Here is a 14,022-nt window from a genome sequence, read left to right as displayed (position 1 = left end):
TCTTAGTCTACGAATTTTAAAGTTTCTTCTAAAGGAATTCTACTAGATTTACATACCAACATTGATTCGTCCATTTGACCAAAAGACATAAATCCAATTATTCTTTCGGTTTCCTCTATGTCAATTATTTTTTTTATTTCTAATTCATCTTTTCTGCTGAGGCATCCATTTAAAATAACGTTTCCTAAAAATTTTTCTTGTAAAGCGTAACTTAGCGCCATCATGAAAAGACCACCGTCTACATATGGAAGACTTCGCGTCTTTGCATTCGGATACGCTGACATCTCCGCTGTAATAATGAAGAGTCCTTGTGGTTTTGTTTGTATTCCATGGTGCCTATCCATAATTTTCAATATCTTTATTTCAGAAAGAACACAATAGGCTTTTATTGGTTGTCTATTACAAGAAGAAGGCGCTAATTTTGCAATATCAACTGCCCATTTAAGATCATTTGGATTAATCGATTTTTTTAAATCATATTCTCTAAGTGAAAATCTACTTTTAGCTATACTCTCAAAAGAACCCACTTTCATTTCCAGTTCCTTTCTTTTAATTAAATTAACACCAGATATAGGTTCATTCTTATTACTATAAAAATCAATATCATTCATAACTTTCCTAGAAAAAATATTTTCAAAGAATGATCTTACTTCTTTTTCATTATTGTGTTTCTTTAAATACTCCGCTAAAACAGATATAGCTGACTGATAAGGAAAATTCTGTTGTCCACTATCATTTCTACATATATTTAATTCATAAGATAAACGTTTTATTTTTTCTCTCCCAAATCCACTTCTGAATTCCTTATTGCTTAACCCCTTCTCTAAAATATGTGTATTCAATAAAACTTCATAATAATTTCTTTTTGAAAGATTTTTTTTACTCAATGCTTTAAGTAATAATGAATTATCTTGTACATTATAGTTTATACTTTCTACTACTTTATATATGTATGATAAAATACTGAAAACAGGAGTTGGTAAAACTCTTCTGAATTTCAGCTTCAAAGTTTCACTATTATTCATAATCTAGCACCTCTTTTAATATATCTATTGACTTCAATCTCCAATCCTCAATATGCTCATTAATCTTTTCATAATCTTTGAAGAAGTCTTTATCATAGTTATTAGAATTTATTATGAGCTTTTCTTTGTCCATTCCAAATATTTCAAAAATAGTTTCCATTCGTGAATTCTTATTTTTAGGATCTAACTCTAGAGAAACAAGTACTGGCTTATTTAAATTTAAAGAAAGAATAAATCCATGGTAACTTCCAGCTATTACAGCTTCTGCATTGCTTATAAGATTAATAAAATCTCTAGGTGAAGCATCATTTATAGTTTCAATACCTCTCTTTGAAAAAGGTCTCATACTGATATATTTTACTTTTAGATTGTTTTCCGCTGCATACTTTTGTGAGAAGTTTAAAATCTCTTTGTCCTTTACAAAGTACAATAAAATATATTTCTCATGCTCAATATTGCTAATATTTCCAAACTTTTCCCACTCTTCCTTGCTTAACAGAAAAGTCGGGTCTAAAACTACTGAGGCAAACTTAGGACTAATTGTTTCAACTATTTCTTTCCCCGCTAACTCTCGACATGTAATAACTTTAAAATCAGAAAGTAAATTACCTATTTCATCAACATTATTCAAATGTTGATAATTACCTACTCCAAAGCTAGCAGCATATGAGTATTTCTCTACATTTTTTAACGGTAAAAAATAGTTTAAATCCCCATCCGTCAAATTAGTATTCCAAATTTGATCACTTCCTACAATAATTGCATCGAACTCCTCAGAAAGACTTGAAAAGTTGTCTTTACAGTATGAATTAGATGAATACAAAAGATAATCATCTTCAAATTTACGGAAAGATTTTTTTTTATTTCTAGTAGTAAAGGACCTAACTATATAGTAAAGAAGTTTCTTCATTGATAAGTTATCTAATAATTTCGGAAATTCATTTTTTTCAATATTATCGTTATAATATTGAATAATTCGTATATTTAATCCCATACTATTTAAAGTATTATAAAGAGCATATATTTGAAGTTCTGCACCGTAATTTATTGTATTTTGAAATGTTAAAATCCCATATTTTTTCATAAATCCCTCTTTAAACTATTTCTTATTTTTTCGTATATACCTTCTCCAAAAAGAGAATTTACGATTCTTTTAAGATAAACTTTCATTGGTAAAATCATTTTTTTCCACTTTTTAAGTAGAATATTTTCACTATACCAAGTAGCATCATAGTGGTGAATAGAATAAGTATTATTAGTAATCGTTGTTTTTTTAGTTATCATATTATAAGGACAAAAAAATTCAGTAGGATAGATAGTAATATTCCCCGAATCTAAATATTGAATATCTCTGGATTTTTTAAGTCCATATTCTAAGAGCAAATTACTGGTGTATTCTACACAGGTAATGCTATTTTGATGTCCATTCTCGTAGAATGAAGATTTTTCGTAAATATCCATATTTCTTTTTAGTATAGTACTCCCCTTTGTAGCTCCAAAGCCTAGCCCCGTAGCAACTTTTCCAGGTAATTCGCATCCCATAAAACACTTATCCTCACAAAATCTATCAAGACTTTTAATAAGTTCAACATCTGTATCTAGGTAAAATCCTCCATTATTATAAATAATATCTAAACGTGCATAATCAGAGACAAATGCGTATTTCTTTGCTTGATATGCTTCTTTGATAAAAGTAATTTTATTTATATCATAATTAGATTCATCCCATCGAATAATTTCATACTCAGGGCAATTTATTTTCCATGACATAATACATTTCTTTACAGAATCGGGTATTGGCTTATTTCCGAACCAACAATAATGTATTCTTTTTGGTATCAAAGTTCTTCAACTCCAGGTTTTATCTTATTTATAATATATAAATCAGTCGCATTTTCTTTCTTGTGTATTTCCCCAGGATTTCCAATAACAACACTATTGCTAGGTACATCAAAATTTACATAGGCATTTGGAGCTATTAATACATTGTTACCTATCTTGACATCTCCAACTATTGTGGCATTTACTCCAATCCAAACTTCATTTCCAATAATAGGAGCTTTAATATTGTCTTCACCAAAATCACTAGCAGTTTGTCCAATTGTTGCTCCCTTCGCTATTGAACAATTATTGCCAATCTGAGCATAATCATTTATCGTAATACAAAATGCATGACCCATAGAAAATCCAACACCTATGTTATCAGTCTGAAACTCAAGTCCAAATTTTCGCCCATATACTTTTAGAATCAGTTTGAAGAGTCTATTTCTTACTTTTTTTCCTTCTGCTGCTCTTGCGATGTACATATACATAAGTCTACTTTTTGTAAAAATATCAATCTTAGCTTTACTACCTTTAGGAAAAAAACCCCGTACTCTGAAATAGTCATATTTGAATTTGGAGTTCATATTATCTTTCCCCCTAGTTTTTAAGAAGATCAATGAAATCTGTTACAAATTTTACATTATTGCTTGTTACCTTGTATTCATTGATGTTCTTTTTAATATTAATATCAATTTCAAACAAGTATTTTTTTAATTCTAAAATATTTTCCACTAGAAGAATCGGATAGCCTCTTTCTCTAACCTTTCGAGCAAACTCTAATTGATGATTATTTACATGTTCTTCATATTCCAAAAGTCTAGGAACAACAATTGGAATTTTCCCTTGGTTAATGACACTCATAAAAGTTGAAGGACCACCGTGACATACTACCTTATCTGCATCCCTAAAATATCTTTCCATTTCACTATAAGAAAAATATTTTTTGTATTCACAGAAGTGAGGAGTATACGTACAGTATCCAGTTTGCATTATAACCTTATCTTTAATTACCTCTTTTTTAATTAAGCTATCTACTTCTTCAATTAATCTATTAAATTGTTGCTCATGGGTTCCAACAGTTACAAAAATCATTAAAAAATCCCTCCTAAATTTATTGCTTTAGGATAAACTTTTTTCATTTCTTCCCATTGAACAATAAACTTATCTGTTATAGGATATACTAACTTTCCTGTCAAAGTTGGCTTATCTATTCTATCAAAAACTTCAATATAAACTGTTTTTGCTCCAAATAATTTTCCTATATAAAAAAAAGGAACTGCTATAGCTGCACCTGAAGAAATAATTAAATCTGGTCTTTCCTTCTTTAGAATTTTTATTGCGAGAAAAGTATTCTTAAGCAAATTTTTTAAATTTCTATTCGTTGGATAATAACAAGGATACATCTGCTCTTCTTTTAAAATACTTACAGCATCTTCTTTTTGAAATGTGACCCAAAAGCGATCCTCCTTCTCCCAGAACTTTCGTAACAGATATAAATGGGTTAAGTGCCCACCGCTTGAACCAACTAAACATACTTTCATTACTACACTCTTCCCTAATCAATACGCCCCATCCGGCTTAATCATTATTTTTACAGTTTTAATAATCAACGAAATATCATATCGAATACCTCGTTTTTGTATATAGTCAATATCAAACTCGACCATTTCTTCAAAATGAACATCATTTCGCCCGCTTACTTGCCATAATCCAGAACAACCTGGTTTTACTAATAATCGCTGCATATCATACTGTGTATATTCAGCAACTTCTCTCTGCAATGGCGGTCTTGGGCCAATCAGACTCATATCACCTTTGATGACATTGAGTAATTGTGGTAATTCATCTAAGCTCGTTCGACGAATAAACTTACCGAACTCTGTAATTCTTGGATCTTCCTTGATTTTGAACATAGCGCCTCTTAATTCGTTTTTATCAAGCAGCTCTTCTAGTTGTTCTTCGGCGTTTGAACACATCGAACGGAACTTATACATAGTGAATAGCTTTCCGTTTCGTCCAACGCGTTGTTGCTTGAATATGACTGACGCATTTGGGTCTTCTTTATGTATTTTATAGGCAACCCACAATAGGATAGGGGAGATAAAAACGAGCCCTAGGCAGCCTAAAACAAGGTCGATGATTCTTTTGAAGAAATCATAGCCTTTTTGATTGTCTATTTTTTCCTTATCTAGCCAAACCAACTTGGAGTGTCCCTGATTAGGAAAGTTTTTATTATCCAAACCATCCACATCCCCAAAAGTCTTCTCGCTTTTCATAGTTAATCCCCCCACAAACTATTGATAAAGTCTTTGACACATGATTCATTTTATTGCCTGATACTTCGGTCGAGTGACCGGATCCCCATTTACTAGGTCTTTCGCCATTTGCTGCATGGCTTCGACCATTTCTTTTCCACCGATTTTCTCGATTTCTTTGTATGCTTCCTTCATTAAAAAGGTACGATGCCGCAAATTGTGTGCATCGGAAGCGACCATATACAGCATGTTATGCTCTAGCATTTGTCTGGCCGTCTGTTGAATATCGCTACCGAAGATTCCCACGATACTTGGTGCGGTCAGTTGAGTTAGTGTGCCCATTTCAAGAAAAGAAACCAATCGATTCGGTTCTTCTCGAAAGACTGCGTTTCTTTCTGGGTGAACAATGACAGGAACCTGTCCTCTATTAAGTAGCTGGTAGAAGACCTGCTCCGCATAGATGGGCACCTCATTTGTCGGAAATTCAATCAAAAGATAGGTATTATCCAAATCGGTAAACAAGATTTCATCTCGCTGAATTGCCGTTAAGAGGAATTCGGTCAATCTGACTTCCTGTCCTTCAAGCAGCGTTAAGTCTAGTCCGCGCTTATCGAGTTCTCCTTGCAGGTTCGCGACCTCTCGAATGATTTTATCTGCTGGATTGTTATACTTTCCGTTGTTATGATGCGGTGTACACATTAGATGAGTGATGCCTTGACTGATCGCCTTTCGAGCCATTTCAAGACTGTCCTCTAATGTCTGTGCGCCATCATCCACACCTGGCAAGATATGACTGTGTAGATCAATCATTTCGTGATCCCTTACTTCCCTTCCGTTCCATAATAGTAATAAGAGTCTTCCCCTTGCTTCTTACCGTTATAGACGACTCCGATAATTTTGGCTTTGACCATATCCAATAATTTCTTTGCTTCAAGAATGGCTTGTTTATTGGTCTTGCGTTCACGAACGACTAAGATCGTTCCGTCAACGTAAGAGGACATGATTTGCGCATCTGTCACTGTCACTACAGGCGGCATGTCAAAGATGACTAGATCAAAGGACTCCGTTAATGTATCCACCAGCTCCTGCATCCGTTTTGAGCTTAATAACTCAGATGGATTGGGCGGTGTAGGTCCACTTGGCATCAGGTATAGATTCTCGATTTTTGTTTCGATCAGTCTGCTGCCAATTTGTGTATTGCCTTGTGTCAGATAGACGTTCTCCACGTCAGTTTCTGTCAAGAAGCTGGCATGAGCCGCATTGCCTTCTGTTAGATAGTTGCTTAGACCGTTCACATTAGGCACCTTAAAGCTCAATGCGATATTTGGTTTTCTCAAATCGGCATCGACTAACACCACTCGGCTGCCTGCATTGGCGAACACAACTGCCAAATTAGAGGCTGTTGTTGTCTTTCCTTCTGAAGGGCCCGAGGATGTTACAACAAGGGATTTGATTTTCTTATCTGCTGAAGAAAACTCGATATTGGTCCGAATCTTACGGTATTGCTCAGCTGCGGTTGAGAAGGGATTGATCGCCGTGATCAAATCCACTGGTGTGATTGCTTGTTTCTTTTTCGCCATCTAACTGTTCCCCTTACACACGTTTTCGATTACGAGTCGGCACTGTTCGTGTCCCTCGTTTGTCGTTTTGGTTTTGTTGTGGAGTCGGTGCGGCTCCGCGATTTTCAAACAATTCTTTTTTGCTTATCTCAGATACCTGACCAAGGATTGGCAACTCTAGTGCTTCAATGATAAAGCGTTCATCTTTTACGGTCTTATCTAGCAGCTCTGTAAGGAATGCAAGGCCGACACCGAGCATTAGACCTACGACTGCGCCGATCAACAGGTTCAGCTTATTGTTTGGAAAAACGGCCTTAGACGGCACGACCCCTTTGGAGGTGATCGTTACTTTGTTGACCGCTAATACATCTTCCGCTTTTTCTTGGAAGGTAGTCGCTGTAACATTGGCGATCGTTGCCGCTTTACGTGGTTCCGGTGAGGTCGCGACAATTTGGAACATTTGCGAGTTCTGCGCCTGCTCCACTTCGATCATGTCTTTTAATTCCGCGTTGCTATAGCTGTACTGGTATTCACTTTGCAGCTCCTTTTGAACCGCGTCGATAACGATATCCCCTTTGATCATGTCCTTATATGTATTGATCAGTAATACATTGCCATTGATATCATTCTGCAGATTCGTATTGGTTCCTTCTGATTGATTGTTTTGCACGATCAGCTGTGCGGCTGAATCGTACTTAGGCGTAATCAAGAAAAAGGTAACGACTGCCGCAAGACCGATGCCGGCAATGGTTGTCATCAGAATCAGTAAGGCTTTCTTTTTTAATACTTGAAATAATTCTTCTAAGCTGATTGTTTCTTCCATCTTTTTTCCCTTCACTAACGAACGTTATGTATTTTTTTGGCGCGCATTCTCTCACTAAGCAACACCAGGAGCAGCGCTAAAACAGTCAACGCTAATCCGACAAAAATAAAACTTAAATTAAACGCTTTGATATAGCTGGTCACAAAGGTATACAATCCTTCTGATGTGATCCCTAGTCGTTCAATGACTCCGCTAAAGTAAATAATCGTTGGTAAGACCACCATCATCAGCCCAGCTCCGAGAAAAGTCACACTGCCCCAGCGCACCTTCTGATGCTTCATCTTAACCATCAATAGCAAGCCAAAGAATACTAAGATGAAGGCCACGCCCACGATAATCAAAATCATCGTCAGAGCCGATTGAAAGGCCATTACTTTCTTGCCATAGCTTAGTAAATATGGAATCTCGATAAAGTTCGCGTAATTTTTCGTCGCGCTATTTGCTAAGTTGTTCAAATTACTTTGAACCGTCTCATCCACCGCGATATTTTTTTCTTGCGCGTATTGATTGACGTTCTTCAAGATATTGTTCTTGATCTCATCTTCCCCCTGAAGCTCAAAGGGAACCTCTTGGTAGATACTGCGAATATAGTTCTCTACGTTCGTAGCAACTGTTTTTTCTGGAACGACATCGGCTAAGATTTCTGGCGGGATATTACTTCCCCGACCTGAGTCTTGGATGCTTTCTGTCATGTCCTTACGAATCGTCTCGATGTATCCTGTTTCACGAACCTGCTTAATCATAAAGTTCTGATTGAACAGCGTCATACGAATACAGATCAACGTCAATGCAGCAAAGAGGAGTAAAGACCCGATAAATGCTAAGATCCATCGTGGAACGTTTCGTGTCGCTTGTTTCATACTTTGTCTTTCCTCCTACTCATTTCCATTAATAATCGGTCCTGAAACATATTCTCCGATGGCAAAAAGCCGTTCGTCTGTCAGCCCCAAGCTATCTAAGGGGTAACAGGTGTAGAGAATGATGCGTCGATCGTTTCGTTGATAGATCATCTCGTCGATTTCTTTGTCTGTCTTGTTTCTAACATCTAGTCGCGTGATGCGATAGGTGTAATTGCCGTAGGTCGTCTGAACCTCGATCGTATCGCCTACTTGAGCAGCGCCTAACTTGCCGAAATCATCGACATTGTGTCCGCCGATCAGTGACGTCCCCAGTTCCCCAGGGTATACCGAGCCCATGAATTGACCCGCGCCTTGCCTTAAAATTTCTTCGGTATCTCCGAAATATAGAGGAACATCCAGTTGTACTTTATCTATCTTCACTTTGCCGAAAAGCTGTCCCCCCACTGGGTAATTGACCTTACTTGATGGAAGTTCATTCTTTTCATTGGTAGGAATCTTTTTATTGTCCACAGCCTTAAATGTCTGTTCCGTCGCCTCAAACTCGGGAGTATCTGTTAATAAAAATAATTGGATAGAAGAAGTGACAAATTGGATTACAGGTCTTCCTATGACGTACATCAGAGAATAGCCGATAACCAGAAAGATGATCGGAGCGATCAACATCGCTCCAACCCTCTTCAGCCTAGAAGTACTACGCAAGTTTCTTACGTCCTACTACAAATGCACCTGCTGCAACAAGTAGTAAGCTTGCGAAAGAAATTGCACTAGACAGATGTGTGATACCTGTCTGTTTCACTGCACCACCTGATGAGTAGACTGTACTACTTGCTGGTTTTCCAGTAGTAGTCGTCCCAGATGAACTTGAACCTAGATTCGTTCCAGTGATTGTGTAGCCACCAGGATAGAAATTGACGGTCAAACCTAAAGCAGAAGCTGCTACAGAGATGACGTCCTTCAATTGGTTTCGGGTACTCAAAGGTAGCGCTTTAATCAACTGTTCAACAGAAGTGATATTTGAAGCATCCACACCTGAAGAAGCAATGATTGAGCGTACTTTTTGAATTTGCGCTACAACTGTGTTCACTTGATCTGCAGAAAGATCATTTTGTTTCAAATAATTTTCTGCATGCGTACGTTCGTTCGCTCTAACAGTGAACGTCTTTCCACTAACAGTTACACCTTGGTCTAATTCCGTCAGAATCCGTTGTTCATCAGCAGTGATGGCACCATCCGCATGAGCGCTTGGCCCAACAAACAAAACCACCGCGATGAGTGCAATTAACCCACTTACAATTTTCTTCATCTACATACCTCCCTTACTAAGTATTTATGTTACCAAAGTCACAATTCAGCAGAAAAAAAATCAAATTTTCCGCTGAATTTAGTATACTTTCTATTACAAAAAAAAACAATGGAATTCACAATTTAATTTTATTCCAAAAATTACAGAGTTCAAAATGATGAAAATCACGATAATAATTTTACATTAATTTGATATTATTAAAAATAAAACCATTTTCTTTATAAAATAAAAATATTATGGAAATAACCGATATAATCCTTCTGATCTTTAGCTATTTAACTAAACTGTCTTCATTTCAAATTATTGAATTCAGTATTTTTTTATCTCCTTTTAATTATTTAAAAACTTTAAGCGGCGCACTTAATTGAATTGATCCAGCTTTTTAGAGTTTTCTATAAAATAGCAGACTTATAAGTATAGTATAGGCTTTGAAAAGTGCTTTATTTTGAAGATTTTTCGCGTCTTAAAGAAAATATCAATCAAGAGTATTTTTCTTTCATGTTTCCGCTATCAATTACGTTAAATTTTGTTCTGTAAGTCATCATTTTTTTTACTACCAGAAACTTAGAATAACGCATAGCACCAATGAAAAACAGCGTTATTTGAAAATAAAGAACCCTTTTTTTTAAATAGATTTTAAGAGAAAAAATTTTCCTCTTGTTTCACCCAATTTGTGAAAAAAATTTCAAAAATAAGGTTTTATTCCTTTATTATCGTAATTATTTTCTAGGTGTCATTCCTTCATTTCCTTACATTTTTGACCAAAAATAAATAGGTATGGAACGTTAACTGAACATTCCATACCTATTTATTATCTATTTTTAAAGCTGCCTTACATCTTTCACCACAATTGGTCCATCGCATTACCAGTCAGAACTTGCTCCACCACCACCAGAGCTGCCGCCGCCCCAAGAATCACTGCCACCTGAATCGCTGCTGCTGGAGCTGCTGCTCGTCCACATGTCTCGATGATGATAATACACGGAGTATTTCTGCATCTCTTTCTTTTTACTCCATAGAAGTTTCCATAAAGTGAGCGTTCCAAAGGCATAGGTAAAATCATAATACAGCGGACGTTTGCGCTTTAGTTTGCCGTATCGCTTTTTAATAGCCTTTCTCGCTTCTTCAACCGGCGGTTCTTTACTATGGATTATTTTTCTTGTGGAATAGCGTTGATATTTGGGATCTGCATCCTTTAATCGATCCTTCAGTTCCACCGCAAAGGCTTTGCGAGCCTTCCGATAGATAAATAGCTTATTCAACGGTGTCGAGATGAAAGCGTAGAGGATACCTAAGCCAATAAGTACTGGACCTATCCGTTCCGTAATGATCTCCCAAAGTGATAATCCGGCAAATATCCCTGGTGAGAAATCCTTGACCGTCTTGTTTCCTTCTAAAACATCGTTGATATTCGCCGCCACGATCGAGACGCCTGCGTCATAGTTCTCCTCGCGGAATTTCTCCTTGGCTTCCTCGTTCATGAGGTCCATCGCCAATGCGTCAGGAATCGTTTCCTCCAGTCCATAGCCGACTTCGATCCGCTGTTTTCGATCTTTTACAGCGATGACATACAAAACACCAGAATCATGTTCCTCATCACCTACTCCTAATTCGTTGAATTTCTCATTCGCATAAGACTCGATGGATTTTCCGTCTGGTAATTCGCTCAGGGTAACGACCGCGAATTGCGGCCTCAGCTCGAGTTTCTTGTATTTCTGATTGTATTGATTGATTTCTTCTTTTGTTTCAGCACTTAAGACATCTGCGTGATCTTCTACATAGATATTTTCTCCATAAGCAGTCACGCCGCAAAAAAGTCCGAAAATGACCAACGAAAAAAAATAAAGTACCCGCTTCATTTTCTCACCCGCTTTTCCTTTTTCTTAATTATGCCGACTCTTGAGGGGCAATGCAATCGCTTTTTTCTAAAGCTTCCTTTGATTTGGAAAAGAAAAAACCGATAATCAAATTCATTATTGAAAATTTTTTTCTCTTTTTTGGATAAATAGTTTTAAAAAACTACCAAAAAAGCATTTACAATAGAATCGTATTCTGTTTATAATTATTTTAAATAAGAGGGAGAAAGACTTAGCTTTTTCAAAATTCCTTTTATCAATTAAGAGAAAATTTTCTCACTATTACTCAGGAGGGTACATTCATGTCATTAATTGGAAAAGAAGTTGAAGCGTTTCAAGCACAAGCCTATCGTCAAGGAAAATTTGTCGAGATTTCTGATGAAGCCTTAAAAGGAAAGTGGTCCGTTGTTTGTTTTTATCCAGCAGATTTTACCTTCGTTTGTCCGACAGAATTAGAGGATTTACAAGACCAATATGAAAAATTACAAGAACTAGGAGTCGAAGTATACTCTTGTTCAACCGATACTCATTTCACTCACAAAGCATGGCATGACACGTCAGATGCTATCGGCAAAATCAATTACACGATGATCGGTGATCCGTCTCATCATATCTCTCGCATCTTTGATGTTTTAGATGAAGAAGCAGGATTGGCTCAACGCGGTACCTTCATCATCGATCCAGATGGCATCGTGCAAGCGATGGAAATCAATGCAGATGGGATCGGCCGTGATGCAAGCAGCTTAATCGATAAGATTCGTGCTGCGCAATACGTGCGCACCCATCCAGGTGAAGTATGTCCTGCGAAATGGAAAGAAGACGGCGAAACGTTAAAACCAAGCTTTGACTTAGTCGGCAAAATTTAAATTTTTAGTGGCCCTTCTGCTAATCTTGCCTCGGCGCGATTGTCAGAAGGGTCTGTACTATGAAGAATGACGATATTTCATGAAAGTAAAGGAGCCTTTATGTTAGATAACGAAACGAAAGAACAGCTCCAACAATACCTAGCTTTGTTGGAATCAGAGATTGTCTTTTCTGCGAGTTTAGATGAATCAGACGACTCAAAAAAAGTGCAAGAGTTTCTGACCGAAGTGGCAGAAATGGATGCAAAGATTATTATTGAAGGAAAAAGTTTAACCCGCACACCTAGCTTTGAAATCAATCGAAAAGATGCAGAAGCCAGCGGCATCATTTTTGCCGGCCTACCAATGGGACATGAGTTCACTTCCTTCATTCTTGCTTTGCTGCAGGTTGGCGGTCGTGCACCGAAGATTGATGACAACGTCGCACAGCAAATCAAATCGATAGATCGTACGTTGAACTTTGAAACCTATGTCAGCCTCACCTGTCATAATTGTCCTGATGTGGTCCAAGCCTTGAACATTATGGCTGTATTAAATCCGAAAATTGCCCACACTATGATCGAAGGCAGCATGTACCAACACGAAGTCGATGAAAAAGAGATTATGGCTGTGCCAACTGTCTTGTTGAACGGAGAGACTTTTGACAGTGGTCGGATGACCATCGAGCAAATCATCGAAAAAGTCAGCGGACCAATGAGTGCCGATGAATTCGCCGACAAGGAAACCTTTGATGTGCTTGTCATCGGCGGCGGTCCAGCAGGTGCGAGCTCCGCGATTTACGCCGCACGCAAAGGAATCAAGACAGGCATGGTCGTTGAAACCTTTGGTGGTCAAGTGTTAGAAACATTAGGCATTGAGAATGTGATTGGTACTCCTTACGTGGAAGGTCCGCAATTGATGCGGCAAGTGGAAGATCACGTGAAGCAATATGACGTGGATATCATGAAGGGGCAACGTGCCAAGTCCATCCAGAAAAACGACTTGATCGAAGTTGAATTGGAAAACGGCGCACAGCTAAAAGCGAAGACCGCGATCCTTTCAACCGGCGCTCGTTGGCGTGCGATCAACGTTCCTGGTGAAAAAGAATTCAAGAATAAAGGTATCGCTTATTGTCCGCATTGTGACGGCCCTCTATTTAAGGATAAGGAAGTCGTAGTGATCGGCGGCGGAAACTCTGGAATCGAAGCAGCGATTGATTTGGCTGGATTAGCCAAACATATCTATGTTTTGGAATTCTTACCAGAATTGAAAGCTGACCAAGTCCTGCAAGACAAGCTATACTCCCTTTCTAACGTCACAGTCATTACGAACGCAGCGACAAAAGAAATCACAGGGTCTTCCCATGTTGAAGCATTGACTTACACGGATCGTTTAACGAACGAAGAACATACCTTGAATGTTGAAGGTGTCTTCATTTTGATCGGACTTATGCCAAATACCGAATGGCTATCTGGTACTGTTGAGTTGAGTGACCGCGGTGAGATTTTAGTAGATAAGCATGGTGCTACCAACGTAGATGGAATCTTCGCTGCAGGCGATTGTACTGACAGCGCCTATAAGCAAATCATTATCTCTATGGGATCAGGTGCGACTGCTGCTCTCGGAGCCTTTGATTATTTGATACGTCAAACTTAAAAAATAATCCCCCGTCGGT

At 37.7% G+C, this 14,022-nt stretch carries 16 protein-coding genes; 2 read left to right on the top strand and 14 right to left on the bottom strand.

Annotated elements, in window-relative coordinates; translation table 11 throughout:
* Nucleotides 1-2: 2 nt before the first annotated feature.
* From RV13_RS05765 to RV13_RS05700, 14 genes are all read right to left on the bottom strand, one after another.
* A complete protein-coding gene (locus RV13_RS05765; protein WP_010745508.1) occupies nucleotides 3-1,025 on the bottom strand; it encodes a nitroreductase family protein in 1,023 nt (340 codons plus the stop codon).
* Nucleotides 1,018-2,109 (bottom strand): polysaccharide pyruvyl transferase family protein, encoded by a 1,092-nt coding sequence (locus tag RV13_RS05760; RefSeq protein WP_060789091.1) that lies wholly within the window; start codon nucleotides 2,107-2,109, stop codon nucleotides 1,018-1,020. Before RV13_RS05760 ends, RV13_RS05765 begins: the two co-directional genes overlap by 8 nt.
* Nucleotides 2,106-2,867 (bottom strand): glycosyltransferase family 32 protein, encoded by a 762-nt coding sequence (locus tag RV13_RS05755; protein WP_010745506.1) that lies wholly within the window; start codon nucleotides 2,865-2,867, stop codon nucleotides 2,106-2,108. The genes RV13_RS05760 and RV13_RS05755 overlap by 4 nt, the downstream gene beginning before the upstream one ends.
* A complete protein-coding gene (locus tag RV13_RS05750) occupies nucleotides 2,864-3,433 on the bottom strand; it encodes a serine acetyltransferase (protein ID WP_010745505.1) in 570 nt (189 codons plus the stop codon). The genes RV13_RS05755 and RV13_RS05750 overlap by 4 nt, the downstream gene beginning before the upstream one ends.
* A 13-nt stretch (nucleotides 3,434-3,446) precedes the next feature.
* A complete protein-coding gene (locus tag RV13_RS05745; protein WP_010745504.1) occupies nucleotides 3,447-3,941 on the bottom strand; it encodes a glycosyltransferase in 495 nt (164 codons plus the stop codon).
* Entirely contained in the window at nucleotides 3,941-4,390 is a 450-nt protein-coding gene (gene pssD, locus RV13_RS05740) for a PssD/Cps14F family polysaccharide biosynthesis glycosyltransferase (protein WP_010745503.1), read from the bottom strand. Before pssD ends, RV13_RS05745 begins: the two co-directional genes overlap by 1 nt.
* Nucleotides 4,391-4,408: 18 nt before the next feature.
* On the bottom strand, nucleotides 4,409-5,125 hold the full coding sequence (locus RV13_RS05735; RefSeq protein WP_010745502.1) for a sugar transferase: 717 nt from the start codon (nucleotides 5,123-5,125) through the stop codon (nucleotides 4,409-4,411).
* A gap of 45 nt (nucleotides 5,126-5,170) precedes the next feature.
* Complete coding sequence (locus tag RV13_RS05730; RefSeq protein WP_010745501.1) at nucleotides 5,171-5,914, bottom strand: tyrosine-protein phosphatase; 744 nt, start codon at nucleotides 5,912-5,914, stop codon at nucleotides 5,171-5,173.
* An 11-nt stretch (nucleotides 5,915-5,925) separates the two neighbouring features.
* On the bottom strand, nucleotides 5,926-6,684 hold the full coding sequence (locus RV13_RS05725) for a CpsD/CapB family tyrosine-protein kinase (protein ID WP_010745500.1): 759 nt from the start codon (nucleotides 6,682-6,684) through the stop codon (nucleotides 5,926-5,928).
* Between the two features lie 13 nt (nucleotides 6,685-6,697).
* Nucleotides 6,698-7,486, bottom strand: coding sequence for a YveK family protein (locus tag RV13_RS05720; protein ID WP_010745499.1), 789 nt, complete (start codon nucleotides 7,484-7,486; stop codon nucleotides 6,698-6,700).
* 14 nt (nucleotides 7,487-7,500) lie between these two features.
* Entirely contained in the window at nucleotides 7,501-8,346 is an 846-nt protein-coding gene (locus tag RV13_RS05715) for a hypothetical protein (protein ID WP_060789092.1), read from the bottom strand.
* 15 nt (nucleotides 8,347-8,361) lie between these two features.
* On the bottom strand, nucleotides 8,362-9,009 hold the full coding sequence (locus tag RV13_RS05710; protein WP_028020521.1) for a class D sortase: 648 nt from the start codon (nucleotides 9,007-9,009) through the stop codon (nucleotides 8,362-8,364).
* A gap of 28 nt (nucleotides 9,010-9,037) precedes the next feature.
* A complete protein-coding gene (locus RV13_RS05705; protein WP_010745496.1) occupies nucleotides 9,038-9,649 on the bottom strand; it encodes a hypothetical protein in 612 nt (203 codons plus the stop codon).
* Between the two features lie 863 nt (nucleotides 9,650-10,512).
* Nucleotides 10,513-11,508, bottom strand: coding sequence for a TPM domain-containing protein (locus tag RV13_RS05700; protein ID WP_010745495.1), 996 nt, complete (start codon nucleotides 11,506-11,508; stop codon nucleotides 10,513-10,515).
* A gap of 299 nt (nucleotides 11,509-11,807) precedes the next feature.
* Between RV13_RS05700 and ahpC the strand changes: the two genes are divergently transcribed.
* Both ahpC and ahpF read left to right on the top strand, forming a co-directional pair.
* A complete protein-coding gene (gene ahpC, locus RV13_RS05695) occupies nucleotides 11,808-12,371 on the top strand; it encodes an alkyl hydroperoxide reductase subunit C (RefSeq protein ID WP_010745494.1) in 564 nt (187 codons plus the stop codon).
* 99 nt (nucleotides 12,372-12,470) lie between these two features.
* A complete protein-coding gene (gene ahpF / locus RV13_RS05690; protein ID WP_010745493.1) occupies nucleotides 12,471-14,003 on the top strand; it encodes an alkyl hydroperoxide reductase subunit F in 1,533 nt (510 codons plus the stop codon).
* Nucleotides 14,004-14,022: the final 19 nt, after the last annotated feature.

Origin of the sequence: Enterococcus raffinosus (assembly GCF_001886185.1) — a bacterium.
GTDB classification, from domain to species: Bacteria; Bacillota; Bacilli; order Lactobacillales; family Enterococcaceae; genus Enterococcus_A; species Enterococcus_A raffinosus.
This window is presented reverse-complemented; position numbering and strand designations above follow the sequence as displayed.